The sequence below is a fragment of the Geobacter sp. genome (genome assembly GCA_009684525.1).
Lineage (GTDB): Bacteria > Desulfobacterota > Desulfuromonadia > Geobacterales > DSM-12255 > Geoanaerobacter.
In genome coordinates this window covers 19442-44497 of the sequence record WKKR01000003.1, presented here as the reverse complement: position 1 = coordinate 44497, position 25056 = coordinate 19442, and the positions used below count along the sequence as shown (strand labels likewise).

General features: G+C 56.8%; 21 protein-coding genes and 2 tRNA genes. 5 read left to right on the top strand and 18 right to left on the bottom strand.

All coding sequences use genetic code 11. The features are described from left to right. Window positions 1-186: 186 nt before the first annotated feature. Window positions 187-1749, top strand: a complete 1563-nt coding sequence (locus GJT30_11185) for an acetyl-CoA hydrolase (GenBank protein MSM40170.1) — start codon at window positions 187-189, stop codon at window positions 1747-1749. A gap of 54 nt (window positions 1750-1803) precedes the next feature. Continuing rightward, window positions 1804-2025, top strand: coding sequence for a hypothetical protein (locus tag GJT30_11180; GenBank protein MSM40169.1), 222 nt, complete (start codon window positions 1804-1806; stop codon window positions 2023-2025). A 472-nt stretch (window positions 2026-2497) separates the two neighbouring features. Here the strand turns inward: GJT30_11180 and ylqF are convergent, their stop codons facing one another. The 3 genes from ylqF to GJT30_11165 form a co-directional block, all read right to left on the bottom strand. Further along, the gene (gene ylqF, locus GJT30_11175; GenBank protein ID MSM40168.1) at window positions 2498-3352 is read right to left on the bottom strand and encodes a ribosome biogenesis GTPase YlqF; all 855 of its coding nucleotides are present in this window, start codon (window positions 3350-3352) and stop codon (window positions 2498-2500) included. 13 nt (window positions 3353-3365) lie between these two features. Then, window positions 3366-3680, bottom strand: coding sequence for a GIY-YIG nuclease family protein (locus GJT30_11170; GenBank protein MSM40167.1), 315 nt, complete (start codon window positions 3678-3680; stop codon window positions 3366-3368). Between the two features lie 172 nt (window positions 3681-3852). Next, the gene (locus GJT30_11165; protein MSM40166.1) at window positions 3853-4212 is read right to left on the bottom strand and encodes a hypothetical protein; all 360 of its coding nucleotides are present in this window, start codon (window positions 4210-4212) and stop codon (window positions 3853-3855) included. Between the two features lie 426 nt (window positions 4213-4638). Between GJT30_11165 and GJT30_11160 the strand changes: the two genes are divergently transcribed. Further along, window positions 4639-5244: a hypothetical protein gene (locus GJT30_11160; protein ID MSM40165.1), complete on the top strand. Its 606-nt coding sequence runs from the start codon at window positions 4639-4641 to the stop codon at window positions 5242-5244. Window positions 5245-5665: 421 nt separating this feature from the next. Next, entirely contained in the window at window positions 5666-5980 is a 315-nt protein-coding gene (locus GJT30_11155; GenBank protein MSM40164.1) for a hypothetical protein, read from the top strand. Window positions 5981-6187: 207 nt separating this feature from the next. Here GJT30_11155 and GJT30_11150 read toward each other — a convergent pair whose 3' ends face one another. From GJT30_11150 to GJT30_11105, 10 genes are all read right to left on the bottom strand, one after another. Continuing rightward, complete coding sequence (locus tag GJT30_11150; GenBank protein ID MSM40163.1) at window positions 6188-6805, bottom strand: arylesterase; 618 nt, start codon at window positions 6803-6805, stop codon at window positions 6188-6190. A gap of 94 nt (window positions 6806-6899) precedes the next feature. Continuing rightward, a tRNA-Glu gene (locus GJT30_11145) sits at window positions 6900-6977 on the bottom strand. A 1-nt stretch (window position 6978) separates the two neighbouring features. After that, window positions 6979-7054 (bottom strand) — tRNA-Lys (locus GJT30_11140). Between the two features lie 84 nt (window positions 7055-7138). After that, window positions 7139-8431, bottom strand: a complete 1293-nt coding sequence (locus GJT30_11135; GenBank protein ID MSM40162.1) for an adenylosuccinate synthase — start codon at window positions 8429-8431, stop codon at window positions 7139-7141. Window positions 8432-8508: 77 nt separating this feature from the next. Further along, complete coding sequence (locus GJT30_11130; GenBank protein ID MSM40161.1) at window positions 8509-9834, bottom strand: ATP phosphoribosyltransferase regulatory subunit; 1326 nt, start codon at window positions 9832-9834, stop codon at window positions 8509-8511. A gap of 167 nt (window positions 9835-10001) precedes the next feature. Next, the gene (locus GJT30_11125) at window positions 10002-11597 is read right to left on the bottom strand and encodes a VCBS repeat-containing protein (GenBank protein MSM40160.1); all 1596 of its coding nucleotides are present in this window, start codon (window positions 11595-11597) and stop codon (window positions 10002-10004) included. Between the two features lie 96 nt (window positions 11598-11693). Continuing rightward, complete coding sequence (locus GJT30_11120) at window positions 11694-11966, bottom strand: hypothetical protein (protein ID MSM40159.1); 273 nt, start codon at window positions 11964-11966, stop codon at window positions 11694-11696. 78 nt (window positions 11967-12044) lie between these two features. Continuing rightward, window positions 12045-13415 carry a porin gene (locus GJT30_11115; protein ID MSM40158.1) on the bottom strand — a complete coding sequence of 457 codons (1371 nt, stop codon included), beginning with the start codon at window positions 13413-13415 and terminating at the stop codon, window positions 12045-12047. Between the two features lie 509 nt (window positions 13416-13924). Further along, window positions 13925-14329: a methylmalonyl-CoA epimerase gene (mce, locus tag GJT30_11110; protein MSM40157.1), complete on the bottom strand. Its 405-nt coding sequence runs from the start codon at window positions 14327-14329 to the stop codon at window positions 13925-13927. A gap of 68 nt (window positions 14330-14397) precedes the next feature. Further along, a complete protein-coding gene (locus tag GJT30_11105; protein MSM40156.1) occupies window positions 14398-16053 on the bottom strand; it encodes a methylmalonyl-CoA mutase in 1656 nt (551 codons plus the stop codon). Between the two features lie 185 nt (window positions 16054-16238). On the opposite strand from GJT30_11105, the gene GJT30_11100 reads away from it, so the two are divergent. Further along, entirely contained in the window at window positions 16239-16454 is a 216-nt protein-coding gene (locus GJT30_11100; GenBank protein ID MSM40155.1) for a hypothetical protein, read from the top strand. 112 nt (window positions 16455-16566) lie between these two features. On the opposite strand, the gene GJT30_11095 is transcribed toward GJT30_11100, so the two are convergent. The 5 genes from GJT30_11095 to GJT30_11075 form a co-directional block, all read right to left on the bottom strand. After that, a complete protein-coding gene (locus tag GJT30_11095) occupies window positions 16567-19446 on the bottom strand; it encodes a biotin carboxylase (GenBank protein MSM40154.1) in 2880 nt (959 codons plus the stop codon). Between the two features lie 31 nt (window positions 19447-19477). Further along, a complete protein-coding gene (locus GJT30_11090; protein ID MSM40153.1) occupies window positions 19478-21202 on the bottom strand; it encodes an acetyl-CoA carboxylase carboxyltransferase subunit in 1725 nt (574 codons plus the stop codon). Window positions 21203-21322: 120 nt separating this feature from the next. Then, window positions 21323-21886, bottom strand: a complete 564-nt coding sequence (locus GJT30_11085; protein ID MSM40152.1) for a helix-turn-helix domain-containing protein — start codon at window positions 21884-21886, stop codon at window positions 21323-21325. A 188-nt stretch (window positions 21887-22074) separates the two neighbouring features. After that, the gene (locus tag GJT30_11080) at window positions 22075-23340 is read right to left on the bottom strand and encodes a 4Fe-4S dicluster domain-containing protein (GenBank protein ID MSM40151.1); all 1266 of its coding nucleotides are present in this window, start codon (window positions 23338-23340) and stop codon (window positions 22075-22077) included. Window positions 23341-23470: 130 nt separating this feature from the next. After that, window positions 23471-24862, bottom strand: coding sequence for an FAD-binding protein (locus tag GJT30_11075; protein MSM40150.1), 1392 nt, complete (start codon window positions 24860-24862; stop codon window positions 23471-23473). Between the last annotated feature and the right edge of the window lie 194 nt (window positions 24863-25056).

The window sequence follows — 25056 nt, the reverse complement described above, 5'->3', positions numbered from 1 at the left end:
AAATTTCTTGGCACTGCCGGGATAATTATTGCGAATCAAACGTGGTGCTGTTATGATGTTTTCGAACGAACGTTCGATTTTTTTCACTAATTCGTTGCAATGTCAAGAAGCCCGGGTCGGGCAGGCCATGCCCACTCTCACGGTGCTGCGCGCACCCACTTTCCAACCGAAGGAGGATACAATCAGATGTCGGAATTGCACAACAGAATCAGAAAATCCAGTCTCCACGCCAAGATTAAGCAGGTTGCAGAGGTCATTCCCCTGTTCAAAAACGGGATGAACATCGGCTGGTCCGGATTTACCCCGGCCGGCTACCCCAAGATGGTTCCCATTGCCCTGGCAGACCACGTGGAAAAAAACCAGCTGCAGGGAAAAATGAAGTTCAACCTTTTCATCGGTGCATCCGTTGGCGTCGAAACCGAAGACCGCTGGGCCTCTCTGGACATGATCGACCGGCGCTGGCCCTACCAGACCGGCAAGAACATCCAGGCGGGGATCAATGAAGGGCGCATCCGCATGGGAGACAAACATCTTTCCATGTTCTCCCAGGATCTGGGATATGGCTTTTTCACCAAGGAAAACGGTGGTCGCCTCGACATCGCCATCATCGAATGTTCTGCCATTACCGAGAACGGCGGCCTGGTCCTGACGGCCTCCTGCGGTGCAGTGCCGGAGATCCTGCAGATTGCCGACCAGATCATCATAGAAATCAACACCTCGATCCCGAGTTTCGAAGGCCTGCACGACATCATCGACCCGGTCAACCCGCCCAACCGCCTCCCCTATCTCATCAGCCGGGTTGACGACCGTTCCGGCAGCCCCTATGTCCGGGTCGATACGGACCGGATCGTGGCAATCATCGAATCGAATCTGCCCGATAACGGCCGGGCTTTCAGTGAACAGGACGACACCTCCGAAGCCATTGCCAACAACATCGTCGACTTTTTCTCCCAGGAAGTGAAGGCCGGTCGGCTGCCGAAGAACCTGCTGCCGCTCCAGTCCGGCGTCGGGTCCATTGCCAACGCGGTTATCGGCGGCCTGGCAAAAGGCCCGTTCACCGGTCTCAAGGTCTGGACCGAAGTGCTGCAGGACACCATGCTCGACTTCTTCGATTCCGGGAAACTCGATTTCGCCTCAACCGTCTCCCTCTCTTTCTCGGTCGAAGGCTTCAAACGTTTTTACGACAACTGGGACAAATACAGCGACAAGGTCCTGATGCGACCGCTCTCCATCGCCAACCACCCGGAGCCGATCCGCCGACTGGGATGCATTGCCATGAACACCCCCATCGAGTTCGACATATACGCCCATGCTAACTCCACCCTGGTAGGCGGCACGCGGATGATCAACGGCATCGGCGGTTCCGGCGACTTCCTGCGCAACGCCTACCTCTCGATCATGCACACCCCGTCGGCCCGGCCGACCAAAACCGACCCGACCGGCATCACCTGTGTCGTGCCGCATGTACCGCACGTCGACCACACCGAGCATGACCTGGATGTACTCGTTACGGAGCAGGGACTGGCCGATCTGCGCGGTCTCGACCCGAAGAGCCGCGCCCAGCTCATTATCGACAAATGCGCCCACCCGGACTACAAGCCGCTGCTGCAGGAATATCTCGACAGGGCGACGAAAGACTGCCTCTCACGTAAAGCCGGTCATGAGCCGCAACTGCTGGACCGGGTCTTCAAGATGCAGGTCAACCTGGCGAAAAACGGCACCATGAAAATCGACAACTGGGACATCTGATCAGGGGATTCTTCGTAAACAACGCGGACTGCCACAAGGGGAATGGAGGGAATCATGCGTGATTCAGATCTGCAGCCCAGGTATTACATCAACGCAGCCTTGCAGGCCATGGAACAGGCCTATGCCCACAATCAGGATGTCCGGGTGGGGGCGCAGATTTCACGGGTCATTGCTGCACTGCATGAACTGAAGGGCGAGGTGGCGACTTCGCGCTCCGCCCATGAGCAGCCACAGTACGATCCCCATGAGATAAACGATTTCAATTCAGCCATTTGAGACACGGCCACAAGAACCACTCATCAGGCCGGGCAAAAGGTCACAACATTGCGCTCTTTTGCCTGGCCTGGTCAGGTCCCATTAGCTTCCTTGAGAAACTAATGGGTTCCGGATCGGAAAGAAGGGATTTTTCGTCCTGGCAAGGGAATCAAGGGATTGCGCGGAGGCATACATCGGTACGCCGCACAAGCAATCCCGCAGATTGACGACACCAGGGCGGGAAAGAACCCTTTCCGGACGGAAACCAGTTAGAGTTCGTGCCGATACCTGACCAGCAGGTAATAGCACCCGACACCACCAGCCCCCATCAGCAGGTCACGCATCCAGGGTATCGGTTTTTCCAGCATCGCATAGATAATCGGATCGAGGATGGCGGTGGTCAGCAAACTCACTGCCCCCCACAGCAGCAGTTTCTTCATCCGGATATCCTCCCCCTGGATAGTGTGTCAGCCACAGCTCTGCCTCGCATCCGTCACTCAACAACGGCAACAGCTGGCGTCAATGCAGGCTCTTCCAAACTGATCCGGCCGATTTTCCCCGCCCGCAGCTCCCGCAGGAACGCCTCGGAAGCCCGGTTCAAGTCCACTTCTCCGCCCCCGGTCAGACACCCCAGGCGACGGCCAATGGCTTCTATCAGGTCGTGGGAGGAGCCGGGGAGAGCCTGCAGCCCATAACGCGCCTTCAACAGTTCCGGATACCTGCGCAGCAGGTATTCGCCTGCAAAGAGACCAACCGTGGCGCTGTCCATGGCGTTATCTCCGATGGCGCCGCTGGCCGCAAGCCGGTACGCCCCATTCTGGTCGCTCATATCCGGCCAGAGCACCCCTGGCGTATCGGACAGGACTATGCCGTTGCGCAGATCGATCTGCTGGGTAGTGGTGGTCACCGCCGGCCGATCCCCGACCCTGGCCATGCTCTTTCCCGCCAGGGTATTGATCAGCGTGGATTTGCCCACATTGGGGATCCCCACCACCATGGTACGAACAGGAAAGCCAGGCTTGCCCCGTTTCGGCGCCAATCCCTGACAGAGCCTGATCAACTGCTTGGTGTCGGCATGCTTCTTTGCCGACAGGGGGAGCGCACGTACCCCGGTCTGCTGCTCGAAGTCGCGCACCCACGCCTTTGTCACGACAGGGTCGGCCAGGTCATGCTTGTTCAGCACCTTGATCCAGGGCTTGTTCCGCCGCAGTGCCGCCAGCTTGTGATTGGAGCTGGAAACGGGAAGCCGGGCATCCAGCACCTCAATCACCACGTCTATCCGTTTTATCAGGTCTTCGATCTGCTCCAGGGCCTTGCCCATATGTCCGGGAAACCATTGAATCGTCATGAATTGTCGTCCTCTATGGTGGTAAAAGCTGTTCCTGCCGGTCAGCGGACAGGCACAGGCGGTCATGCTGTGGGTCAAGGTTGTCGAACACCAGGAGTGCCTTGTCAGCCCTGGTCATTGACTTGATCAGGACCTCTCTCCTTGCTGCAGAAGAATGGTAGTGGCCCGTTTCGAGATAGACCACCCGTATCGGTCGACGCCCCCTGAAATACCTGGCGCCTCGTCCCTCGGCGTGCTGACGGAACCGTCTGTCCATATCGGTGGTAATCCCCGTATAGAAGGAGTTATCCGAACAGAGGATGATGTAAACCTGCCAGTTCCCCGTCATGCGTAGTCTCCTGTTCGGACGCTTCTGCGTCGTCCCGGTTTGACACCCCGGCGAGCCTCGCTGGCTCTGCATGTCTTGTCAACAGGCACGATGCAGGCTGGTCACAACAATCTTCGCGGTATCGCCAGCGGCAGCTGAATGCAAACATTATGGCGGGATCCCGATCAGCAGTTCAGCGTCTGAGCAGGAGAAGACAGAGGACGAGCGACAACAATGCGGACAGCACTGCCAGCGCCATGCAGATATTTAACCGCGCCTGCAGCGTCTTGCCGATCTCTTCCAGCAGGGCAATGTTTTTGTTCTGCTGTTCGATCAGCGCCTCCTGCTTGATGAGCACGCTTTCCAGCTCACTGATCCGCTCGCTCAACTGCGCCGTAACCACCACAGCCTCTTCATTTTCCCCGGCAGGGAGCTGCTGCAAACGATCCTTGAGTTTCCTGATGAAATCAGGGCCGTACTTTACGGCGATATCTGCGACCTGCCCCCAGGAAATCTGTTTCATGGCCGTTGCCAGGATTGCCGTAATTCCCATGGATCTCTCTCTTGTGCCATAGTTTTCCGCAACCATTTCCGATGGATGAGGAGGCGATCATCGATTCCCCATAGGCGTGCACTATGGGATATGCTCCTCCCATTGCATCGGGACAGGCTGGGGGCAACATTGCGTTGCGAGGTGATGATAACACAATTCGGGAGATACTGCAGGTCGGAAACAGAAGAGAACATTCCCTTTGTTGTCGACACGGAAAAGCACCCGACCCAGCATTCTGGCGGTACCGCTCCAGGCGGCCAGACGCTCGCGACAGTTGCCGGTATTGCGTTCAGACAGGAAATCTGTTAGATAATGCACAGTCTATTTTTAGATCTTTTGAATTAATATTCACTTTAAATTCATGCGAACAGCCATGGAGAAGCATCAACAGGAAATCTGTTCCAGTCAAGCCTGAACGGAGTACTCATGAAAATAGTCATCAGCCTGGGAAGTTTCCTATTGGAAAAGGCCTTACAGGATCAACTGCAGGAAGTGCCAGAAGTCACTGACGTTGTTCTGTTAAACTCCACCAGCACTCCTGAAACATTCGATCCCGATTTCCTTATCACCGATGTCTATACCATAAAGCAGAAAAGACCGGCCTGCCTCTCCGGGGCAAAGATGGTCTTTCTTGATTACGGCCTCAGCGAAGATAGTATTGCGTGCCTGATCATAACGAATAAAATCGACGGGATCATGACCCCTGATACCGATATCCAGCTGCTTTTAAAGGCATTTCATGCGATGAAGAAAGGGCAGATGTGGATTGATAACTGCAAAATCAAGGCATTGGTCAACTTTGCGGACAACTCGAAGGATTCAGTTATTGCAGGGAGCTTGAGCAACAAGGAGCGGGAAATAGTCATAAACATATCCCAGGGACTCACAAACAAGGAGATCGCGTCACAACTCTTTATCAGCGAACAAACAGTCAAGACGCACATCAACAGCATTTTCAAGAAATTGAACGTAACGCGCCGTACCCAGTTGGTCCCCCTTGGCATAAAGCTGAGGGGCGATCTCATTTCCTGATCGCCCGCTCACATTATTTCACTCTTCGATCCAGCATGTTTTCATGCAGACTACCAAACGGACTACCCCATTAGTTCTGCTTCGGCCCGATGTCCCAACCATATGACGACAAAATCCAGCCAGCAATCGACGTGTTATGACGCTTCGTCCGTTTTCCGCCTCCCCCTACCCACCGACCACCCTGCTTGACTGCCACCCATAGGTTGTACATCCAATTCTGGAAAATATGCCTTGTTGACCGATTGTTGCTTCGATCGTCATCTGCTACAACTGCCAAGCATCAGACAGATGTTGCGCCAGCAGACAGTTGCCGATTTCCGGGCAAACCACAATTCGACAAAGGCGCAATAACATCTCTCTCCGCAAACTGTTTTGTATCTGGTCATCAACGCTATTCAATCTAACCTCGGGAGGAATACACATGAAACTCGGAATTCTAATGCAAACAGTCCTGTGTTGTATCTCATTGCTCGGATTATCCATGACGTGTTTGGCAACCGAAACTCCGAATGCTGCACAGAAGCAGGAGGAGGCAATCGTTGTTCGTATAGATCATAACGATGTCACCCTCCAAGCGGTCGGAGACAAGGACAGGACCATTACCGCCCCGTTCAGCAATGCTGCCGAATTCAAGGTCGGCGACAAGGTAGTCATTATCGGCAACACCTTGAGATCAAGTGAAAAAACCTCTGACGACAAGGCACAACCGAACGGCCCTGCACCTGATATCAAATAACCCCTAGCGACGATACGCTGTAAAATTTCCCGCAGACTCCCATTTCTTTGCATCTGTCACCAGGGTGACTCTGTTTGGGGGAGGATGCTCATCAACACAATACCAAAACAGTGGAGAGACAAACAGAGGGGGGCACACCGGATATATTCGGAGTGCCCCTTTTCTCGTAGTACATACCCGGCTCGAGTTCAGATTAAATTCGCCGAATTACCCGTTCAGAGCTCCGGCAGCACCAATCAAACGGGCCACTGACTCGGCAAGGATGCGATACCCTGCGGCATTGGGATGTATCAAGTCTGATTTGAGACTGCCGGTTGAGAGGATCTTCTTCAAAACTTTTCTTTCCAGGGGGATGGAAGAATCCTTGGCTATCTTTTCGTACAGTTTCGGCACTTCCAGCCCGAAACCGAGCCTGGGGACAGCAATGAGCACCACCGCGACACCCCGCTCCTGAGCAAGTGCCACCATGGCCCGTAGATTGTCGTCAGTCCGGCTCTCGTCCTGATGCTGCAGGAAATCGTTGCCTCCGAGGCAGAGGAGCAGCAGTGCCGGTCTCTGCTCGTCGAGTGCTGCGGCAAGCCTCGCCCTCCCCTGTGCAGTTGTCTCCCCCGGCACTCCGGCATTCACCACGCGCCGGCCGATGAGGCCCTCAAGAACTGCCGGATAGCTCTCGCCAGGAGCGGCGCCACTACCGAAGGTGATACTGTCGCCAAATGCCAGCACCACCGCGTCTGGCGGCAATGCCGCCAACTGTGGCGCCTTGCTGCAGGAGCAGAGGACGAGCAGCCCGAGGATCAGGAATAATCTGATGTCTGTCATGTTCATGATAAGAGTCTATCCCTGAAAGCAGCTACCCGCTAGCAGCCCGGCAGCAGACAAAAAAAGGCCCCGGAGGATTTCTCCGGGGCCTTCTTGCATGTGGCGTCCCCTGCCGGATTTGAACCGGCGTCGCCGCCGTGAAAGGGCGGTGTCCTGGGCCGGGCTAGACGAAGGGGACATGGTGAGCCGCGTTGGGGTCGAACCAACGACCACCTGATTAAAAGTCAGGTGCTCTACCGACTGAGCTAGCGGCTCGTTAAGACAAGGAGAGTCTTATACCTCATGAGTACGTGTCAGTCAATATATTTTTTACATATTTCTATTTTTTCCGCACATTGCTCATGCAAACGGATTGCGCAGCATGATCGTTGCTTCGCGCCCCGGCCCAACTGAAACCAGGACAATCGGGCACCCTATAAGCTCTTCCAGGCGCTTGACATAGGACTGGGCCTTAGCTGGCAGATCTTCGAAACGACGGGCAGCGGAAATGTCTGCCTGCCACCCCGGGATCTCCTCATAAATCGGCGTACACTGGGCGAACGTCTCCAGATTTGCCGGCAGCTCGTCGAGGACCTTCCCCTGGTAAGCGTAGCCGGTACAGACCTTGATGGTCTCAAAACCGTCGAGAACATCCAGCTTGGTGAGTGCGACGCCGGTGAGGCCGTTCATCCGTACGGCATAGCGGAGCACAAGGGCATCGAACCAGCCGCATCGGCGGGGACGGCCGGTAGTTGCACCGAACTCGCTCCCTACCTGACGAAGCCTCTCACCATCGGCTTCATGCAGTTCCGTGGGAAACGGCCCGCCGCCAACCCTGGTGACATAGGCCTTGGATATACCGATGATCTGGTGGATGTCGCGTGGACTGACGCCGGTGCCGGTGCATGCGCCTCCCGCACAAGTGGATGAAGAGGTGACAAAGGGGTAGGTTCCGTGATCAACATCCAGCAAGGTTCCCTGGGCACCTTCAAACAGGAGCTTCTTGCCTGCCTTGATGTCGCGATGGAGAAGCAGCGCCGTGTCGTCCATGTACTTCCGGAGGATGTCGGCATAGCCACAGTACTCGGCAAAGACCTGCTCGAAATCGAAGGGCTCCTCGCCGAGCTGTTTTTCCAGGATAAAGTTCTTCTCAGCCAGATTCTCCTTGAGTTTGCGGGAGAAGACGTCCCGGTTCAGCAGGTCCATCAGGCGGATACCGCGGCGCCCGATCTTGTCTTCATAGGCCGGACCAATGCCACGGCCGGTGGTACCGATCTTCTTGGCACCGCTTTGGGCTTCGCGGGCAATATCGATCCGCTTATGGTAGGGCATGATGATATGCAGCGACTCGCTGAGCCGAAGCTGGCTGTCGTCCTGCATCTTCCCTTTTGCCTTCAGGTTGTTGACCTCGCGGATGAACACCTCGGGATCAAGGACCACGCCATTGCCAATGACGCACCGCTTCCCCTGATGCAGGACCCCGGACGGGATCAGGTGCAAAACCACCTTTTCGCCTTCGACCACCAGCGTATGACCGGCATTGTTGCCCCCCTGGTAGCGGACCACATCGTCGGCGAATTCTGTATAGATGTCGACGACCTTGCCTTTTCCTTCATCGCCCCATTGGGCCCCAACCACAACTACGTTCGCCATGGATCTGTCTCCTCGTACGACGTCGTATTCATGCACAATTGCATACTTCGAAAACGTGGTTCCTACTTACAGCCCGGTCAGCCGGCCTGCCGCTCCCACAGGGCATCCAGATCGAGCCGGCCTCCCACCTGGAACAGCAGATTCTTTTTCAGTCGCATGGTCGATCCATCGGCAACCCGGACAATGGAGACCTCGTCATCTGTACAGTAACTGCCACCTATGATCAACATACGGCGGATGTTCATCCGTCGAGCGTATTCGAGTGAATCGTCGTATTCCCGGCGGATGATGTCCCGTGCAACCGAATATCCCATGGTGCGGAGGCATTTGGCGATCCGAAGGGCCTCTCGACGGTCGTCCGCTGCATTAAACAGAAGAAAGTCCCTCGCAGTACTTGCCTCCACGTCCGGCTGTCGCTCCAGTGCCGCCAGCAAAGCCAGTATGTTGAAGGCAAACCCCGTGGCCGGCGCCGGAAAACCATAGCGGGCCGTGAGGTCATCGTAACGCCCACCACTGCACACAGGCTCTCCCAGTCCACTGACAAATCCCTCGAAGGTGAGCCCAGTGTGGTAATCGAGGCCACGGATCTCGCCAAGATCGATGGTAAGGTATTCTGTCACGCCATAGACATCGAGCACCTGCAGCACCTGCTCGATATTTTCCAGGGCACGCTTGCAGCGGTCATGGACAGCTACACCTGCCGCCTCGTCGAGAACCTTTCGACCGCCGAACAGGCGCGGGAGGGAAGCAATCGCCTCCTTGACCCGATCCGGTGCAGGGATGCTTTCCAACAACTCTCGAACGGCAGAGGCGTCCTTTTTACCAATGGCTATCTTCAACTGCCTGGCTGTCGCCCCATCCAGCCCGGCAGCCGCCATGATGCCACGGAAAAATTCGACCTGTCCGATGTCCATCTTGAAATCCCGGATTCCGAGCCCCTGCAGCACTTCAACGGCCATCGCCACCATCTCGGCATCGGCTTCGGGCGAGTCGAGCCCGATCAGTTCAACCCCGGCCTGGAAGATCTCGCGGCTCCGGCCGCTCTGAATTTCGGCATGGCGGAGAACCCTGCCGTGATAACAGATTCTGTAGGGAAAAGGCTGCTGGCACATCCGCGTAGCTACGATACGCGCCACCTGCGGAGTGATGTCGGAGGGAATGGCAAGAAGCCGGCCGGATTGCCGGTCGTCAAAACGAAAGGTCCTGCTGCGTAGTTCGTCACCGATCCCAAGAGCCAGAACATCCTCGAATTCGAGCAAGGGCGTGATGATCCGCCTGAACCCCCACAACTCGAAGACCCGCCGGATCTGTTCCTGGATATACCCGATCTTGTCCGCCGTATCAGGCAGAAAATCGGCAACCCCCTTGGGGATGGGGGCATCTATTCGTGGAGGGTTAAGCACCAGCACCAGGCTCCCGGCATCGGTATCAGCGACCGCGTTAAGCGCGAAAACGCTCGAAATCCTAACAACATGACCAGTGAAAGTCAATCCTTAAATCCCTGCTGCAGACTGAAACGACAAAGGGCGGACCTTTGTCCGCCCCCTGCCCCTTCATGGATGACTTCAGGTCATTCGACCTTTTTTACCGTGATGGTGCTGGCACCCTTGTCAAAGAGCCCCTCTTTTTTCACCACTTCAAGCATGACCAGTTCTTTGCGTTGACCATCGTAGAAATAGTCAGCCAGGTAGTTCTGGCTTTCCTTGGTCCGCCAACGTTCGTCCAGGGAGACCCCGGTCCAGGCATAAGCGTAGACGGTATTCTTGGTAAAGGAACGGTTGTTCCCCACTACGAACAACCCGCTGTTACGCGGCACGATGACCAGTCCATTATCGGTAACTACCACACGCTGCTCCAGGAAGCGCCAGCGATAGCGATCAACAGAAATCGGCTGCATCTGCTGCTCGTCACGCTTGAAATAGACTTCACTGCCGCCGTACCGATCACCGCTCTTCCAGAGGAGTTCGCCGGAGTCGTCCAGGACCCGCAGGTAGCCGTCCTCATCAAGAATGACCTGATATTTCTTGCCATCTGCATCGGCAAAACGATTGAAAGTGAATACGTTGGCATATTGCGGCACCTTGATCACTGCCCCCATGGTGAATGCATTGCCCTTCTTCACGATCTCCCGCACGTCGCCGTAGAAATCCTCATCATCTTTCCCGATTTGCTGGGCGTAGACCTTGCGGGTCTTCCCTTCCAAAGCAATGGCGCGGAAATAGTACGGGAGCCGTTCCGCAATAACCGTAAAACCCTTGTCTCCTATGGAAAGCACCCGGGACGAGAGGGTCTCCTCTTCCATGATAGTGACATAAATTTCCAGAACACCATCGTTATCCAGATCAGCCGTGTCGATCCCCAGGATTTTCGCATCACCCGAAATCGAATAATCGGCTGTTTTCTTCAACTCTTTTCCCTGACGATAGAGCCGGACAACCTGTTGTCCGGCAATAACGAATTCGCGCTCACCACCGGGCAGGTCGCGACCCGGCGCAATGCCGATCATGGCACCCTCGATCCTCGTCTGGGGGATGAGCGGTTTCGTGGTTGCCTGGTCAGCACGGATGATGTCGCCCGGCGGCGTGACAATGACCCCTGCCTGCGACTGGATAACATCCGACGACGCGGCGACCACGACCCCCTTTGCCACAGACTGAGACGCCCCAGCGACAACTGCTGCCGTACCTGCGCCTTCACCGGCTCTTCCTGAGGCAGAAGGAACAGCAAGAGGAACAGCGCCCTTTGCAGCCGGCTCACTTGCAGCAGCAGAAGCGGCTTTGAGGAGAATCGGCTGCAATTGCTGAGCGAGCTTGCCGATTGCCGGGATCAGATCGTCTTGCCCCTCCCCTTGAACGTAGCTCCGCCCAAGGGGCTCCCCTTTGGCACTGCTCACCACGGCATCAATGCTGAAGACCTTGCCCAGAGAAATATAGCTGCAGGCGATCAGAGCATCGACACCATTGGGGCTGTCAATACTCAGAACCTTGTCACCGGCAATCCTGGAGGCAAGCAGCCCTTGCAAGGCGCTTTTCAGCTCGTCCCTGTTCGCTGCACCCGTTACAGTACATTCAGCCACATGGACCTTAATAGGGCCCGCCAGAACAGCTGCAACGGATGAGCAGAAGACCAGCAGCAGGGTCACCAGTTGCAGAATGAATCGTTTCATAACTTCTCCCGTGTTCTTTTTTCACACATCAGGATTGGAGAAAAAAAGGCGAACCTTGTCGGTCCGCCTTTTCATCATCTTCAACTAATGAACCGACTAGGGCTCAAGCAGGGTATCAAGCATCTTGTCTGCTTCGTCCAGCTTGTCCTTCAGTTTTTTGATCTCATCAGCCGAATAGACCTTGGTCCCTTTTTTGATTTCGGTCTGCAGCTTCTTGATCTTCTTCTGGATGCTGTCGACCTCACCCTTGCATCCCTTGGAAGCAAGCAGGCACTGGTCCTTCTCTTCTTTGGTCATTTCGGCGGCAAACGCCGGAACCGCTGCGGACATCATGAACGCGGCGAGTACCATCACAGCTGCTTTTTTCATGGGTTTTCCTCCCTTGTGTGCGGTGTGTTAAGAGAACCGCACGGGCCTCAAGCCCGTGCGGCAATACAGGCAATCGGCTTAGAACGTGTAGCTGAGCTGCAGGTTGGCCAACCAGGGGTTGTCGGCATCAGCAACCGTAGTTGCGAAACCGCTGATACCCTTGCCGTTGGAAGCTGCCGACTTCTTGAGAGCATCGCCCAGGATGGCATAGGCGCCGGTGAGGCTGACGGCCAGGTTGTCGTAAAGCTTGTAGCCAACGGTTGCATTGAGTTCGGTGCCGAGGGAGCTGCTCTCCTCGGTGGTGCCGTTCTTACGCTGCTCTGCAGTCATGGCATAGCCAACGTTGGCATTGTAGAATGCCTTGTCCCTGGTCCCTTCATAACCGGCAAAGATGCCCACCAGACCGCGGCCACCAACAGTAAGGTCGTTGCCGGTCACAGAAGTAGAGCTGTTGACCGCCTGGCCGCTCCGAACGAGGAGCCACATATTGGCGGCATTGAAGTAGCTGGTATTGGCGGAGACGGGCTTGAAGGCCTTACCATAAGAGGTAGAAGAGGTCGCGCGGTCATCACCTGACATGTACACGAAAGCGGCATTGATGTTACCCGGACCAACATTTTTCACCTTGGCAGTGGCACCACCCAGGAAACCGTTCAGGTTCTGGTTGCCGGTGGTCCTGCCGAACTGCACTGCAACGAACGGATTGATCGTAGCAGGGCCAAAAGTCAGGCTGGCGTTCACGCCCGGCATATACATGTCCTTCACGTTGGAAGGAAGTGTGTTGGTTCCGTTGTCGATGGCATAGAGGCTGGCGCCAACTGTCATGTCCTTGTTGATGGCATATTTCGCGTCGACGACGAAGAGGTCGTTGCTGGCATCACCAGCCCAGTTTGTGTTGGTATCGAGATCGGCATAACGGAACCAGCCGAACGAAGCGGTCAGCGGATCGAACTTCTTGGTGACGTAGAGACCGGTCATGTCTGCCAGGAGGAACAGGCTCTGGTAGGAGTCAGCCCAAGGCTGGATACCGATCTTGATGTTGGCGCCGGTAATGGGGCAGTTGGTGTCGAGATAAACGTTCTTGGTCTCAAGGGTCAACTGGTCAGCATCAAGGTTACCGCTGTCGTTTCCGGTTGTAATCCCTTTGTAGCCGCCAGCAACCCCGCCGAAACGGGAATCGAGTTCGAAATGTGTTACCAGCTTCAGGTTGTCGTTGGCCTTGGCTATGTACATGAGGCGGGCACGCTGCTCGAAGAAGTTGCTCACCCCGGCGTCCTTCCTCAGGAGCGTACTCGTCTGCGCAGGAGCCAAAGTGTAGCCGTTAAAGAAGTTGGAGGAATACCCCATTGCCTTGTACATCCCGTGGAACTCGTTCTCCAGTGCAAAGGCCGTGGTCGCGGCGACGCACATGGCGCCGGCAGCGGCTGCAACAACAAGCTTTTTCTTCATTTCATACCTCCTTCATGGTTGATATAAACTCACAGTTTCAACAGGTTCGTTACATTACAGGCAATGTTTTTGTTGAGATCACCACCTTTCATTCATGAACATGAGACCGCAGTGGCATATGGGCAGGTATATCCACAAAAAAACCCATCTCACTCGGGAGACTGCTGCTCCCGTATGAAATGGGTGTCTTCCCATCAATACGTCTACGGAAGCCCGATTTGCAGACATCTTCCTGCAAACGGCTTTCCGGATCAAGGCATGTGGTCTGTTTTGAACGTAGCATCATCATGGACCATTAATTTTGCGTAAGTTTATACCCCACAAAAACGACTGTCAAGCGACACAGGTCTTTTTTCGCCGCCCCACAATCCCGGATACAGCATGCATGGGCTACCAGAGACACCCAGAACCATTCACCCAACTGTTTAGGCATTCTAGGAGAATGGAGCCAATATACAATTTATAGAACGTAAGTCAAGGAAATTTTCAAACAGCGTTACACTTTCCCATTAATGACCCGGTGCGCAGAGCTCGGTCAGGACACCATGCGTACTCTTCGGGTGTAGAAAAGCGATTCGCGTTTTATGTGCGCCGTTGCGCGGTACAACATCGATCATCTTGACACCGTCGGCCACGAGCTTGGCAATGGCAGCCTCGATGTCCGCAACCTCGTAGGCAAGATGATGTATTCCTGGTCCATTTTTCTCCAGGAACTTTGCCAGCGGGCTCTCCAGGGACGTCGGCTCCAGGAGTTCGATCTTTGATTCGCCGATCTGCAGCATTGCGACGCGCACCTTCTGCTCGGCAACCTCTTCGATCCCCTTGCATGCCATGCCGAGTTGGTCGCGATACAGTGGCAGCGCATCTTCAAGGGATCTGACCGCGATCCCGACGTGGTTGATCTTTGAAAGCATCACATCGCTCCTATATTACAAGGGTTTTATTGCAACACGGTTACAGGGATGCTGCACGTTCGCAACAATCAAAGCACCACTGTCTCGCGATGAATGCCGAAGACACTGCGCAGGACATTGGCAATCTCCCCAAGGGTTGCGTATGACTTGACTGCCTCGACAATGAACGGCATCAGGTTGTCCGTTCCCCGAGCTGCTGTTTCCAGGGCCTGCAAGCGCGCCTGCACGGCATTTGCGTCTCGTCTGCCCTTCATGCCGGCCAGGGCCTGTTTCTGGGAGATCTCCACCGCCTCCTTGATTTTCAGGAGATCAGTCGGGGGCGGTTCCTGGATGGCAAACTTGTTGACCCCGACGATTACCTGGTCTCCGGACTCAATGGCCTTCTGGTACGCATATGCGGAATCCTGTATCTCCTTTTGCTGGAACCCGCGTGAAATCGCCTCCACAGCTCCGCCCAGCTTATCGATCTTGTCGATGTAATCGAAGGCTGCCTCTTCGATCCGGTCGGTAAGGGATTCGACCAGAAAACTCCCGGCGAGAGGGTCGATGGAGTCAGCCACGCCCGACTCGTAGGCAATGACCTGCTGCGTCCGCAGGGCAATGCGAACCGAATCTTCCGTGGGGAGTGCTAAAGCCTCGTCACGGGAATTGGTATGGAGCGACTGGGTCCCGCCGAGCACCGCAGCAAGGGCCTGGATGGTTACACGCATGATATTGTTGTCCGGCTGTTGCGCCGTGAGAGTACAGCCTGCCGTCTGGGTATGAAAACGGAGCATCATGGAGCGGGGGTCTTTTGCCTTGAAGCGCTCCTTCATGATCTTAGCCCACATGCGGCGTGCAGCGCGGAATTTGGCAACCTCCTCCAGGAGGTTGTTGTGGGCATTGAAGAAGAACGCCAGACGCGGGGCAAATTCATCCACGTCCAGGCCAGCCTTTATTGCCGCATCCACGTAGGCGATCCCGTCCGCAAGGGTAAACGCCACCTCCTGCACTGCACTTGAACCGGCCTCGCGGATATGATAGCCGGAGATGGAGATGGTGTTCCACTTGGGCACATGATCCTTGCAATAGGCAAAGATGTCGGTGATGATCCGCATCGACTCGCGCGGCGGGTAGATGTAAGTACCGCGGGCCATGTACTCCTTGAGGATATCGTTCTGGATCGTACCCGAAATCTTGTCTGCGGAAACCCCCTGCTTTTCCGCCACGGCGATATACATGGCCAGCAGGATGGCAGCTGTGGAATTGATGGTCATGGAGGTAGAAACCTGGTCCAGGGGGATACCGTCAAAGAGGATCTCCATATCTGCCAGCGAATCTATGGCCACGCCGACCTTCCCTACCTCGCCGGCAGCCATGGCTGCATCCGAATCATATCCCATCTGGGTCGGCAGGTCGAAGGCCACCGAAAGCCCGGTCTGTCCGGCAGAGAGAAGATACTTGTACCGTTCATTCGATTCCTTGGCCGTACCGAAACCGGCATACTGGCGCATTGTCCAGAATCGTCCGCGGTACATGGTCGGTTGCACACCACGGGTAAAGGGATATTGCCCGGGGAAACCGAGATCCTCTTCATATCCTGCGTACTCGAATTCGGGAGTGAAACATCGTTCCATCTCAATATTCGAAGTAGTACAAAACGCGGCCTTCCGTTCCGGAGCCTTGGCGATATTCCTGGCAACGATTGCAGACTCCCATGCCTGCTTCTGATCGGAAATACTCATAGCACTCTCCTGAATCTGTGTAGTAGGGGTAGCATCACGACGACAAGATACTGATCATCAGATAAGTAGCTTCTTTATATGACTTTTCATAATTTGCTGCTTGCATTTCACCGCGCAGATATTATAATGATAAGAAATTAACCTATGCAAACAGATGTAGATGATGGCACGAAAGGAGACATGCCATGAAATGCCCCGTATGTAAGAACCATGATTGCACGGATACGGATCTCCACGCGGAAGGATTTACCGAAGATATCATCAAGTGCCGTACCTGCGGCTCCATGTGGTCGGTCAGCCACGGACTGATCGAAATCATCCGGGATACCCAGGAAAAATCCTTCCTGGAGGCGCAGTCCGAATGCGTTGAGGGGGACGATTACAATTTCGACGGCAAGTGACCTGCGCAAATAACGAACCCCGTCTTTGCAGGCGGGGTCAGTCGGCTTCCCAAGGGCTCTGCAACGGATTGCAGAGCCCTTTGTGCGTCACCCTCATCCGCGAACGATCAGTTTAGAGCACACACTTCAAGTATGTCGTGGTCCGTTCGCGTTTCTCGCGTTCGAGATCCTCGGGGTTCACCTCCACAAATTTTTCGTCGGGGGTGATCTTGAAGAGCGGCTGCCCCTTCTGGACGATGGAACCGTCCCCGCTCTGGATGACGATCTTGTCGATGGTGCCGGAGAACGTGGCCCTCACGGTATTGAACATCTTCATGACCTCGATGATGTAGAGCGCCTGCCCCTTCTCGAAATGCATCCCTTCATGCACGAACGGCGGCATTCCCGGCGCCTCCTGTCCATAATACATCCCGCCGCACATCGCAACGATCTCGTCGGCCTTGGTGGAAGGAGGCGGTACCAGCACCTTCTTCAGCCGAGTCTGCAGATCCACATCATGCAGATGGGCGGGGATGGTCACCTCCAGGTCCTGTTCAACGCGGAATTCCCAGAACTTGACGTTGTCGGCAATCAGGAACAACATCCCCAAGAGCTCCAGACCAGCCTCGAAACCGATATGGGATGAACGTATTTCGTCCCATTCCTCGGCCGAGAAGCCTCCCTGAGGCTTTTCCTTCTGCAAGGCATCATTGAGTTTGAAGTAATCCTCCTTGCCCAAAGAGAGTTTTTCATTCAGGGTGGCATAGAAGCGGAGCCCCTTCTGGAGCAGGTCATTGTCGTGCCACCAGATAACCTCGGCGGCCGGAGCCTTTGGATCAAAGGACATGTTCAGGTATTCGTAGGTCTCGTTCAGGATATCCAGAGGGTTGTAGAGCCAGACCACCTTCCCCTGCTCAAGCTTGAAATTGTTCTTGTTGAGCGAAAGCCATCCCGACAAGAGGTGCGGGTCATCCAGCAGCCTGTCCATCGGCCGGGTTACCAGGGTCCCCTTGCGGTCGAGGATCTGCGACATGGTCTTGGCCACGGCAGGTTCAGTCGGGAACTGCTCGGCCATCTTCTTTGCATACGCCTTCTTCATCTGCAGGAAAGCATAGACCGTATCGAGCTTGCTCGCCTCTTCCTTGAGCTGCCCCACCAGGGTCAGGTAGGGGACAACGAACCTCGTTGTGGGCTTCGCCATGACATTCTGGCCGATGAACCAGTTGACCAAGCCATAGTGGAATTCCAGGTTGGTGGCCAGGTCCGATCCGCGAAGGGTTGTCTTGCCGAGGACCCGGGAGAGGTGCAGGTAGCTGTCCAGACGGTCTTCCCCTTTGGTCAGGAGCAGCGCAATGTTGGAATCGTAGGCGCCGGCGACCTTGTAACGCATGAACATGCCAGTATCCGGGTTCACCAGACAGATCCCCTGGTCGTCGCGAATCTCACCCTCGATCGGCGTCGACCAGTAGCGGATCATACCGCCGGCATGGGGCGAAAGGGAGCAATCCGTCGCATTGAGGCGGGCCTCGGCGGCTGCAGTGAAGCGGGTAATGCGCTCAGGCTTGGGAAGACGCTCTTTGTGCCGCGTCAAGAGGGCCATTGCTTCAACCAGGGATTCGACGATGAAGAAGTCCTTTTTGTCCTTGGGATTGGTGAACTTGAGGGAGTAGCAGAGTTCGGAAACCCGGTGCTCCACCTGGATGCGGGTGTTCACTTCCATGAAGTAATAGCGGTCCCGGTCGACGATGCACTCGAAGGTGGAGGCGGAATCGAGGCCAACTGCCTGACCGAACTTTGCCGCATCATCCTCCATCCGCTTCAGCACGTTGAGATCGCTCTCCAGGGCCTTGACTTCCGCTTTCCTGCCCGCCTTCTTCGCCTTCTCGATGGCAAGGGTCAGCCCTTCCTGGGTCACCGAGATCTCCAGCAGCTTCTGTTCGTGCATCTGCAGCGAGCAGTCGCGTCCGCCGAGGGAAACACACCATTCGCCGTTCCCCAGAAGCTGGATCTCATTGTGGCGGGTCTGCTCGATGTTGAGCTCGATCAGGACGTTTTTGTTGTCACCCACGCCATTGGCCTTCACCTCGTTCAAAACCTCACGCACCAGGGTCGGGGCCTCGGCCGCCGCTTCCTTGATCTGCTTGTCGGTGGGATTCTTTGCCGTGAGCAGTGAGGCCCCCAGGATGCGCTGCCCCTTGCCGCCGCCGCCACCGATAGCCTTGAGGCGAATGCGACTGCCGGGATACTCCTTGAACATAGCGATTACTTCGGCCTGCACCTGCACGCAGAGCTCCTCGATGGAATAGAGGTCAATCCCCTTTTCGTACGAAGCGTAAAGGATCTCGTCGGCCAGGTCCTCCAGGGAGAGCTTGGTATCCTTCAGGACCTTGGCATCGACCTTCAGCCCTTCGGCTTTGACCAGCGCCAGCAGATTGTCGCGGGTGGGGTGCTTCTTCACCAGGGTCCGGGCGGTCACGTTGTTGATACCGGGGGTAACGCTGACCCCTACCTGCAGGGCAGTCCGCTTGGCTTCGTCCTTCTTGCCGGCATCGGCCTGGGTACGGGAATTGGGGCCGATGAACTTGAGCCCGGCGTTCTCGATGGCAGCGACGAACTCCTCGTCCTCGGCCATGAACCCGTAGCCGGCAAAGATGGAATCATAGCCGTTGTCCTTGGCAATCTGGATGATCTGGCCGATCCGCTCGACCCGCTCCTCCTTGCTGGCGCCGGTATAGTCGGGAACCCGGTGCACCCGGGTGGAATCGGTCAGCTGGCGCAGTTCCGGGGCAAGGGCATTGGGGTAGACAATGGAGTCCTTCTCCGAGAGGAGGATGCCGTAATGGCCGATCCCCATCTCTTCGAATACATCCATGGCCTCTTTGCGGATCGGGCCGCGGCAGACGATCAGCGGCTTCAGATCTTCGCAGGCAAAGGAGCGCACCCACGCGGAGGGAGATTGCCCGAGCCGGCGGTCGCGGTGAATCAGGGGGTTGTTCATGTAGAGGTCGTTCATTGGTCTCTATCTCCAATCCATCGAAAATGGTTTAGTGGAATTCGCGCTGCGGCCCCATCATCGGGCCGGGCTTGTAGTGCCTGAGGAGGAAGGCAAGATTCTCGCCCAGCACTTTGCGCAGATCGGTGGGCATGACGATGGATGAGATGGAGCCGAGGGCCAGGCCCTCTTTCGGGTTCATCAACTCTCTTTCGTAGCGCTGGTTGAGGGCCGCCTCCTGGGCCTTGAGCCATTCGGCCGCCTCTTTTTCCGCATCCTTCTTCGCGGCGGCACCTTCCATCCCGGCAGCAATCCGTTCTTCGGTCCCCTTCTTCATCATCTCGGCAACGGCACCGCGGATCTTGCGCAGCTCGTCCTTGTAGACGAACTCCTTGCCGGCAGGCCCCATGACCGCCAGGCGGGTGGTGGGGAGCGCCAGCACCAGGTCGGCGCCAGTGGGATAGTTGTTGTAGGAGGCATAGGCCCCGCCAAAGGCGTTGCGCAGAATCAGCAGAATCCGCGGAGTCCTCACGTCGACAATGGAGTCGAGCATGGAGCGGCCGGCCTGGACAATCCCGCGCGATTCCTGCTCGCGGCCGGGGAGGAAGCCGGTGGTGTCTTCCATGAAGATGATCGGGATATTGTAGATATTGCAGAAGCGGACAAAGCGCGCGATCTTCACTGCCGAGTCGCAGTCGATCTGGCCGGAGGCAACTGCCGAATTGTTGGCACAGAAGCCGACCACGTTGCCCCCCAGGCGGCCAAAGGCGGTGACCACCTCGCGGGCACGCTCGGGCTGCAGCTCGAAGTAGTCACCATGGTCACAGATCTGCTGGATGACGATGGAGACGTCGAACGGCGTATTGAACCCGGTCGGCGAGTTGAAGGCCTTCTTCAGGAGGGTGTTGATCTCCCAGGTCTTCCGGTCGAGCGGGTCGCTGGTCTCCTGGTACGGAGGCGCAACGCTGTTGTTGTCGGGGATGTAGGAGAGGAGCCGGACCACGGTCCGCAATGCAGCCACCTCATCGGTGACCGTCAGGTCGGCGACGCCCGACTTGCCGTGTACCTTGGGTCCGCCCAGTTCTTCGGGAGTGATGTCCTCGCCGAGCACCGACTTGACGACACCCGGACCGGTAAGGCCGAAGAAGGTGTCGTTGGGCTGGATGACAAAGCTCCCCTGCCGCGGCAGGTAGCTGCCGCCACCGGCGTTGAAGCCGAACATGCACATGATGGAGGGGACAACGCCGCTGATTCTGCGCAGGGCGGTGAAGGCCTCGGCGTACCCGTCCAGGCCGCCGACGCCGGCGGGAACGAAGGCACCGGCCGAGTCGTTCATGCCGATGAGTGGAATCCCCTTCTCGCCGGCCATGTAGAAGAGCCTGGCCAGCTTGTTGCCGTTGGTGGCGTCAATGGAACCGGCACGTACCGTGAAATCGTGACCGTACAGGGCAACGTCCCGGCCGCCGATATTGAGAATGGCCGTGACCAGGGAGGCACCGTCAAGGTTCTTGCCCCAGTTCTGGTAGAGGACGTTGGGCTCCTTGTCGGTAAGGACCCGGATCCGCTCCCAGACGGTCATCCGTTTTTTGAAGTGCTGTTTTTCGATCTGATCGATGCTGACCGACTTGATGGGGCGCTGCGTGAGGTCATGACCCTCCTTCATCGCCTCTTCATAACCGCCGGTCGTGCGGGAAATCTCACCGGGGATGTTGAATTCTACCTTCTCGGGGGGGTCAAACAGGTTTTTCAGTATCGGCCTAATCGCTTTATTTGACATCTGCGCCATCCTTCCGGTCTCTGAGAATTTTCACTGCAACTCCTCCTCGAAGTATCATTATGATGGCTCGCAGCTCGTGCACCGGGCGATCAGTCCCGCACACCCGACCAGTCTGCCATCTTATCTCGTTACCACTGCCAGCACCTTGACCTCGTCGCCATCACGAGAGAGGAGCCGATGTTTCAATGATGAATCAAAATAGACGCAGTCCCCCTCGTTGAGAAGGATGCGCTCCCCCTCAAGGAGAAGTTCGGCATTCCCCTGCACGATAAAGAGGAACTCCTCGCCATCGTGGCTGTAGGTGTTCTCTTCATGGGCCTTTTCCGTCACCGTGAGGAGAAACGGCTCCATCTTCTTGTTCTGCTTCCGGAAGGAAAGCGACTCGTAGGAGTACCCCTGGTTGGTGCCGGATCGGGAGATGACCCGCGGGATCATCTTCCCTTCGCCCTTGCGCACCACCTCGTAGCGGCACTCTTCCTCGTCCTCGATGAAGAACAGACCGATCTTCACGTCGAAGAAATTGGCTATCTTGGAGAGAGTGGCAATGGGAGGGGAGACGTTATTGTTTTCGATCTGCGAGATCAGCGCAGGCGAAAACCCGGTCTCCTTGGCAACCGCCTGCAACGTCAACTTCTTGGCAAGGCGGAGTTTTTTGATCTTCGCACCGATATTATAGTCAGACATTCATGCCCCGTCATAAACAGTAAAATAAAACCAATTTTTATTTTGGCTAAAAAATACTCAAACCGTGGAGAAGTGTCAATAAATTTTTAATCTGGCGCAGAAAACCCGACACAAGAAACGGAACTTCCCGGATGGGTCTCCTGACGATCAAAGGCGGGGGTACTTCTATACGAACAGTTTTTCGGCGATCAGCGTCGCAGGCGGCGGGCCAGAAGCTCCAGGGTGTGCATCACCCGGGTCTTTTGGCCATGCTGCTTGAGGCCATCGGAAAGCTGCATCATGCAGCCGGGACAGCCGGTGGCGACCACGGACGCGCCGCTTGCCATGATGGCGCGACTCTTGGCCTCGTTGATCGCCATGGACGAACCGTAGTGATAGACATTGAAGGTGCCGCCGAGGCCGCAGCAGCGGTCAGCCCCTTCCATCTCTGCAAGCTCCACTCCGGGGGTCGCCGTGAGCAGCTCCCGCGGCTGCCTGGTAATGGCACGGGTCCGCAGGTGGCAGGGGTCATGGTACGTGACCCTGAGCGCTTCGCCGGCTCCGGTCTCTTCGGGATGAAGCCCCAGCTGATGCAGGAGTTGGGCAGCATCGACGGTTTTCTCCGCAATCGCCTTCAGCCTGGCTGCCAGTTCCGGGTTCCGGCGGCCGACGACGGCGGGGTAAAACTTGTGCAGCGCGCCGCCGCAGGTGGCGCAGGCGGTCATGACATAATCCGCCTGGTGCCTCTCCAGGGCCGCCAGATTTCGCTCGGCAAGTTCCCTGACGGTCTGCAGGTCGCCGCCCGACATCCCCGGCAGCCCGCAGCACTGCTGGTCCTTGGGGATGATGACCGTGCACCCCAGGTGACGGAAGAGCGCCAGGGCAGCCTCTCCTATCTCGGTATAGACGAAATTGGTCATGCAGCCGACAAAGAAGACGATCCTCGGCTTGCCCGGTTCGCCGGGGATCACCTCGGGATGGCGGTCGAGGAACGGCTTGCGCGCAATGCCGGGGATATGGCGCGTGTTGCCGATGAACGGCAGGGGGAAGCGGAGGCGCAGCCCCGAGGTCTGGGGGACCTTGCGGAAAAAGAGCGGGCCGAGGATGCTTGCTGCAAGGGCACCGAAGGTCATCATCTTTCGGTTCTTGATGACGCGGCCCACGGCCTGGTGAAAGGTAGTGAGCCCCCGCTGCTCTGCCAACGCCTCGCGGGCCGCGATGACGATCTCGTCCGTCGGGACCTCGTTGGGGCACTTTTCCACACAGCTGCCGCAGAGGAGACACTTGGACATGTTCAGGTAGGTCTGATCGTCCAGGCCAATGTCACCCTTGAGGATATGCTGGGCCAGGGCCACCTTGCCGCGCGCCACCGCCGGCTCCCGCTGGAATGCGGAAAAGGCCGGGCAGTTGGCCCGGCAGGCACCGCACTTGACGCACTTTTTCAACTCTTGTTCAACTCTCTTCAACGGGTCCATTCAACACCTTTTCAACCCACCACGGAGACACGGAGGCACAGAGAACAACGAAAAGAAAATTTCCGTCTTAACCTCTGTGGTTCACATTTTTGCTTTGTTTTTCTCCGTGACCCCGTGTCTCCGTGGTGGATTATGTCGTACTTCCCACCGGGAACATCTTTCCCGGGTTGAGAATGTTGTTGGGATCCAGAGCCCGCTTGACCGCCTGCATGGTCGCAATCTGCACCGGCGAAAGCTCCAGGGGGATGTAGGGCGCCTTGGAAAGGCCGACGCCATGCTCTCCCGACATGGTGCCACCGAGATCGAGGGCCGCCTGGAACACCTCCCTGATCGCTTCGTGGGCCTTCTCCTGCTGACCCGCAACCTCCTTGTCGATCATCACGTTGACATGGATGTTGCCGTCGCCGGCGTGGCCGAAGTTGACGATGGGGATGTCGTATTTCTGCTGGATCTTCTCGATGCGACGGATGACATCCGGCACCTTGCTGCGGGGCACCACGATATCCTCATTGTACTTGTCCGGGTTGACGTCGCGAAGCGACGGCGAAACCAGCCGCCGCACCTTCCAGAGCGCGTCCGACTCCGCCGCATCCTTTGCCACCTTGCACTCCACCAGGCCGAGCGGCTTGACCAGCTCCTGAATCCGCGCCGCCTGCCGTTCGATCAGCTCCCGGTCTCCGTCCACCTCGATGAGGAGAACCGCCCTGGCGCTCGCCGGCAGACCCATCTTGAAGCGCCGGTCCACGCACTGCAGTGTCGCATGGTCCATGAACTCCAGGGTGGTGGGGATGATCTTGTTGCCGATGATGGTGGAGACCGCCTTGGCTGCCCCGTCGATGGAATCGAAGATGGTGAGCATGGTCTTCTTCGCTTCCGGGTAGGGAAGCAGCTTGAAGATGATCTTGGTGATGACCCCCAGGGTTCCCTCGCTGCCGCACAGGAGCCGGGTCAGGTCGTAGCCGACCACCCCCTTGTAGGTCTCGCCGCCGGTACGGATGATCTCGCCCGTCGGCAGCACCACCTCCAGCCCCATGACGAAGTCCCGGGTCACCCCGTACTTGACGCAGCGGGGGCCGCCGGCGTTCTCGGCCACATTCCCCCCCAGGGTGGAGAACTTGAGCGATGCCGGATCGGGCGGATAAAAGAGTCCCAGCTTCTCCACCTCCTGCTGGAACTGTTCGGTCACCACGCCCGGCTCCACCTCGGCGATGAGGTTTTCGGTGTCGATCCGCAGGATCCTGTTCAGGCGGGTGGTCACCAGGACGATGCCGCCCCCCTTGGGGAGGGCGCCGCCGGAAAAGCCGCTGCCTGCGCCGCGCGGAAAAACCGGGAACCGCTCCTGGTTGGCCAGCTTCATAACGGCGGCAACCTCTGCGGTATCGGCAGGATGCACCACGGCATCGGGAAGAAATTCCATCTGCGTCGCGTCGTAGCCGTAGCAGAGCAGATCCTGGATCTCCGCCGCGACATTGTCCGGCCCGACAATCTCTTTCAGCTTGTCGATGATACGTGCGTCAATCATGAACACCTCTGGGGTATGTCCGTAATCCCGAAAAAGAGAGTTCCCCCTCGGGAACGTCAGGGGGCTTTCAGCCGCTCAGGCCGGTTTTCCGGATCAAAGGGCGTTTCGCCCCGTTTCGACGGCATAATTGTTGGATAATAGCGGGTTGCGCCGCCGTTGGCAAGGAATTATCCCTCTGAGTCGCAAGCAGGCCT

Coding starts and splice junctions, on each gene's coding strand:
- GJT30_11185 (MSM40170.1), top strand. CDS start 187: ATGTCGGAATTGCACAACAGAATCAGAAAATCCAGTCTCCACGCCAAG.
- GJT30_11180 (MSM40169.1), top strand. CDS start 1,804: ATGCGTGATTCAGATCTGCAGCCCAGGTATTACATCAACGCAGCCTTG.
- ylqF (MSM40168.1), bottom strand. CDS start 3,352: ATGACGATTCAATGGTTTCCCGGACATATGGGCAAGGCCCTGGAGCAG.
- GJT30_11170 (MSM40167.1), bottom strand. CDS start 3,680: ATGACGGGGAACTGGCAGGTTTACATCATCCTCTGTTCGGATAACTCC.
- GJT30_11165 (MSM40166.1), bottom strand. CDS start 4,212: ATGGGAATTACGGCAATCCTGGCAACGGCCATGAAACAGATTTCCTGG.
- GJT30_11160 (MSM40165.1), top strand. CDS start 4,639: ATGAAAATAGTCATCAGCCTGGGAAGTTTCCTATTGGAAAAGGCCTTA.
- GJT30_11155 (MSM40164.1), top strand. CDS start 5,666: ATGAAACTCGGAATTCTAATGCAAACAGTCCTGTGTTGTATCTCATTG.
- GJT30_11150 (MSM40163.1), bottom strand. CDS start 6,805: ATGAACATGACAGACATCAGATTATTCCTGATCCTCGGGCTGCTCGTC.
- GJT30_11135 (MSM40162.1), bottom strand. CDS start 8,431: ATGGCGAACGTAGTTGTGGTTGGGGCCCAATGGGGCGATGAAGGAAAA.
- GJT30_11125 (MSM40160.1), bottom strand. CDS start 11,597: ATGAAACGATTCATTCTGCAACTGGTGACCCTGCTGCTGGTCTTCTGC.
- GJT30_11120 (MSM40159.1), bottom strand. CDS start 11,966: ATGAAAAAAGCAGCTGTGATGGTACTCGCCGCGTTCATGATGTCCGCA.
- GJT30_11115 (MSM40158.1), bottom strand. CDS start 13,415: ATGAAGAAAAAGCTTGTTGTTGCAGCCGCTGCCGGCGCCATGTGCGTC.
- mce (MSM40157.1), bottom strand. CDS start 14,329: ATGCTTTCAAAGATCAACCACGTCGGGATCGCGGTCAGATCCCTTGAA.
- GJT30_11105 (MSM40156.1), bottom strand. CDS start 16,053: ATGAGTATTTCCGATCAGAAGCAGGCATGGGAGTCTGCAATCGTTGCC.
- GJT30_11100 (MSM40155.1), top strand. CDS start 16,239: ATGAAATGCCCCGTATGTAAGAACCATGATTGCACGGATACGGATCTC.
- GJT30_11095 (MSM40154.1), bottom strand. CDS start 19,446: ATGAACGACCTCTACATGAACAACCCCCTGATTCACCGCGACCGCCGG.
- GJT30_11090 (MSM40153.1), bottom strand. CDS start 21,202: ATGTCAAATAAAGCGATTAGGCCGATACTGAAAAACCTGTTTGACCCC.
- GJT30_11085 (MSM40152.1), bottom strand. CDS start 21,886: ATGTCTGACTATAATATCGGTGCGAAGATCAAAAAACTCCGCCTTGCC.
- GJT30_11080 (MSM40151.1), bottom strand. CDS start 23,340: ATGGACCCGTTGAAGAGAGTTGAACAAGAGTTGAAAAAGTGCGTCAAG.
- GJT30_11075 (MSM40150.1), bottom strand. CDS start 24,862: ATGATTGACGCACGTATCATCGACAAGCTGAAAGAGATTGTCGGGCCG.